2 protein-coding genes are annotated in these 4496 nt (G+C 65.7%); both read left to right on the plus strand.

The features are described from left to right. The first annotated feature begins 140 nt into the window (after positions 1 to 140). The gene (locus ACZ9BC_RS22655) at positions 141 to 1148 is read left to right on the plus strand and encodes a LacI family DNA-binding transcriptional regulator (RefSeq protein WP_476247927.1); all 1008 of its coding nucleotides are present in this window, start codon (positions 141 to 143) and stop codon (positions 1146 to 1148) included. A gap of 92 nt (positions 1149 to 1240) precedes the next feature. After that, on the plus strand, positions 1241 to 4291 hold the full coding sequence (locus ACZ9BC_RS22660; RefSeq protein ID WP_476247928.1) for a glycoside hydrolase family 2 TIM barrel-domain containing protein: 3051 nt from the start codon (positions 1241 to 1243) through the stop codon (positions 4289 to 4291). Positions 4292 to 4496: the final 205 nt, after the last annotated feature.

Here is a 4496-nt window from a genome sequence, read left to right on the forward strand (position 1 = left end):
TGCACCCGGGAGGGTGTGGGAGAGTAGGTCACCGCCGGACAACCATTAAGGTCGAGGCCCCAACCAGGCAACTGGTCGGGGCCTCCCGCATTTAAGACACTCTGATAGAGCACCTGCCGACAGCCCTAGACTTACGAGCTATGAACACCCGTTCCCCAGACCCCGTCGGCCGGCGCGCCACCATCATGGATGTCGCGGCGGCTGCGGGGGTCTCCCGGCAAACTGTTACCCGAGCCATGAACGGTATGACCGGTATCAGCGAGGCGACGCGGGAGCGGGTCCAAAGGCTGGCCGCGGAACTCGGATACACCCCAAGCCGCTTCGCGAAAGGGCTGGTCCAGGGTGCCCGTATCTCCGTAGGCCTGGCGATCCCAGACCTCACAAACCCCTACTTCCCTGCGTTTGCCTCGAGCGTGGTGGAAGCCGCCACGGAGCGGAGCTGGAATGTTGTAGTGGATGACTACGGCCATGGAACCGCCAGTGCCCTCGACGCGGTGACCCGCTTGGCGCCGCAGGTGGACGCCCTGATTGGGTACCTCGGCGAACACTCGGACGAAGCGCAGGCCATGATGGGTCGGCGTCCGGTGGTTGCCCTGGATTACCCGGAGGGTGGCGCTGCCGGCAACATCTCGTTCGACTACCCCTATGCAGCCCGGCTTGCAGTCGACCACCTGGTGTCGGCTGGGCGGAGCGGCATTGCCTACCTTGACTCTGACCAGGGCGGACCTGCTGCCAGCCGTGGCTTGGCAGCCGCTGCGGTGGCGGCTGAAGCCGGCATCGCGGTGAGGCGCTGCCATGCTGCTCCGTCAGCAAGGGCGGCTCGGGAAGCCGTAGATGCCCTGCTGCGCAGCGGGGACCGGATAGACGCGATTCTTGCGTTCAATGACCTGATGGCGGTGGGCGCCCTGAAAGCCCTGCAGGACGGCGCAAAGTCGGTGCCCGGTGATTGTGCTGTTATCGGAATGGACGGAATACCCCTGGGCGAGCTAACCACCCCGGAGCTGACCACGCTCTCACTGGACCTGCGCACTGTTGGCCGCACCGCCGTCGACCTTCTCGATGGCCTGCTGTCCGGCTCGGTCGAAGCTCGAAGTCCTGCGGCGTCGCTGACTCTCCGGCATGAACTGATTGTCCGCCGTTCGGCCTGAACCCCTACTCAAAGATGCTCACAGCAGCTAGGCTGGACGCTCAACGTGAACGTTCACGTCGCTTTCCAAAGGCTCGTCAGCAAGGAACATCCATGTCAGTTCAGACCCCCTCAGCACTGCCCGGTGTTGCCGCCGCCGCAATCAGCGCACGGGCTTCCGGCAGCCTCGAAATCGGCACGGAGGGCGTGGGCGAGCTCTCGTCCCTGGCACCGGGCCGCGGCACCCTCCCGGCGCGGGCGTACCTCTCGAGCAGCGCCCCCAAGCTCTCCCTCAATGGTGAATGGCAGTTCCGGCTCAGTCCGGGCATCCGCAGGGCACCAGCCGACGGATGGCAGGAAGGGGAAGCGCTGGAAGGGTTCGCCAGCCTGCCCGTTCCGTCGAGCTGGTCCATGCACGGCCACGGGTCCCCCGCTTACACCAACGTCCAGTTCCCCTTTGCCGTGGAACCGCCCCACGTTCCGGAAGTGAACCCGATCGGTGATCATGTACTCACCTTCGAGGCCGGCCCCGAGTTCCTGCCGGGCGCCCTGCTGCGGTTTGACGGCATCGAGTCCGCCGGGACGGTGTGGCTGAACGGAGTGGAGCTGGGAACCACCCGGGGCAGCCGCCTGGCTCACGAGTTTGACGTTTCGGGAATCCTGGTGGAAGGAAGCAACACGGTGGCCGTGCGGGTAGCCCAGTTCTCGGCAGCGAGCTACCTGGAGGACCAGGACATGTGGTGGCTGCCGGGCATCTTCCGGGACGTTACACTGCAGGCCCGGCCCGCAGATGGGATCGACGACGTCTTCGTCCATGCCGGCTACGACCATCTCGTCGGCGAAGGCGTGCTGCGCGTTGAGGTGAGCCGGGGCGGTCAGGCGATTGACGCCGTCGTACGCGTTCCTGAACTGGACCTTGAACTGCCGGCCGGGACGGAGTTGCGCGTTCCCGGGATCGAGCCGTGGTCTGCAGAGGTGCCGAAACTCTATGAGGCGACCGTCAGCTCGCCCGGCGAGACTGTCAGCCTGCAGCTCGGTTTCCGCAGCATCGCCATTGAGGATGCCCAGTTCAAGGTGAACGGGCGGCGCATCCTGCTGCGCGGCGTGAACCGCCACGAGCACCATCCCCGCCTGGGCCGAGTGGTGCCCCGCGACGTCGTGGAGGCGGAGCTGAGGCTGATGAAGCAGCACAACATCAACGCCATCCGCACGTCGCACTACCCGCCGCACCCGGAATTCCTCGCGCTTGCTGACCAGCTGGGCTTTTACGTGGTGCTCGAATGCGATCTGGAGACTCATGGCTTTGAGAGCGCTGGATGGGCGCAGAACCCCAGCGAGGATCCGCAATGGGAAGCTGCGCTGCTGGACCGGATGCGTCGGACCGTTGAGCGGGACAAGAACCATGCGTGCGTAATCATGTGGTCTCTCGGCAACGAGGCGGGCACCGGCCGGAACCTCGCTGCGATGTCCCGCTGGACCAAGGAGCGCGATCCATCCCGCCCCATCCACTACGAGGGGGACTGGTCCTCACCGTACGTCGATGTCTACTCGCGCATGTACGCAAGCCAAGCCGAAACCGCGCTCATCGGGCAGGGGATGGAGCCGCCGCTGGAGGACCTCGCCCTGGACGCGCGCCGCCGCGCCATGCCCTTTGTGCTGTGCGAATACGTGCATGCGATGGGCAACGGCCCCGGCGGCATGAGTGAGTACCAGGAGCTCTTTGACCGGTATCCGCGCCTGATGGGCGGGTTTGTCTGGGAATGGCTGGAACATGGAATCACCGTGCCGTCTCCGGGTGGCGGTGAGCATTTTGCCTACGGCGGCGACTTTGGTGAGGAGGTGCACGACGGCAACTTCGTCACAGATGGCCTCGTGGACGCCAACCGCAACCCCCGGCCGGGCCTGCTGGACTTTAAGAAGGTCATTGAGCCGCTGCGCATAGAGGTCGCACCGGACTGGTCCTGCTTCAGGCTCCGCAACGGACACGACTTCGCGGACACGTCCGCGTACAGCTTCCGATACACGGTGGAGTACGACGGCGCCACGCTCGACGGCGGAACAGTGGACGTTTCGCCGTTGGCACCTCAGTCCGAGGTGGTTGTGTCCCTGCCGGCCGCAGTTGCCGGCACCGCTGCAGCGGGGCTGCCTGGCGGCTGCCCCGCCGTACTCACCGTCAGCGCAGTCCTCGCCGCTGATTCTGCTTGGGCCGCCGCGGGCCACGAAATCGCCTGGGGCCAGGCAGTGCGGGAGCCTTCCGCCGTCGTTATCCCACGTCCAAGCGAACGCGTCGATGTCTTCGAGGAGGAACTGCGGCTTGGTCCAGCCGTTTTCAGCCGCGTCACCGGCATGCCCACCTCGATCGGAGGCATTCCCGTGGAGCAGATAGGGCTGGCCTTGTGGTGGGCACCAACAGACAACGATCTAGGAAGGGAATGGGGAAGCGCCGACGCGCGTCCGCTCGCTCGGCAGTGGAAGGACGCAGGGCTTGACCGGCTCCATACGCGGCTGCTGGGCATTAGTGCTGAAGCTGCTCCCGACGGCGGCGAGCAACTGATCGTCCGGACGCGCATGGGTGCTGACGACAAGCAGTTCGGGGTGCTTGTGGACTACACGTGGACCAGCGACGGCGACGCCCTGGCTCTCCGGACACAGGTCAGGCCACAGGGGGCATGGGTGAACGCCGGCTTCGACGTGGAATGGGCGCGGATCGGCTTGGAGGTGGTGCTTGCGGCCGAGACCACAACGGTGAGCTGGTTCGGGCAGGGGCCGCACCAGACCTACCCGGACACCGGACAAGGTGCCCGCGCTGGATGGTTCTCGCTTCCGCTCACGGGCATGGACGTTGACTACGTTCGGCCGCAGGAAGCCGGCGCCCGCGCCCGGGTGCGATCTGCCTCCCTCATCGTGGGCGGAAACACGCTGGAGGTATCGGGTGAACCATTCGCCCTCACGGTGCGGCCGTACAGCCTGGCAGTCCTCGACGCCGCCACGCACCGGCCGGAGCTCAGGCAGGATGGTCGTAGTTACGTGTACCTGGACCACGTCATGCGCGGGGTTGGAACTGCTGCCTGTGGTCCCGGCGTTCTTGAGCCCTACCGGCTGACGCCGCGTGAAGCCGATTTCACCCTGGTCTTTGGCGCCAACGGCGGAACTCCGAAGATGTGAGCCACTCCATAGAACAAGTTCCCGGCGGCTAGGGCCGACGGGACTCGGTCAGCGGCGCCAAAATCCCCGAGTCTTCGGGGGTTTTGGCGGCGCTTCACGCTCCCGGGGCTGCGATTTGCGGTGGGGTTGTGGGGCGTGTATTGTTTTCTGAGTCGCCGCCGCTGATGCGGAAAGATAGCGGCCAACCCCCCTTGATGAACGGCCT

It is taken from the genome of Pseudarthrobacter sp. TE3704 (genome assembly GCF_056279405.1).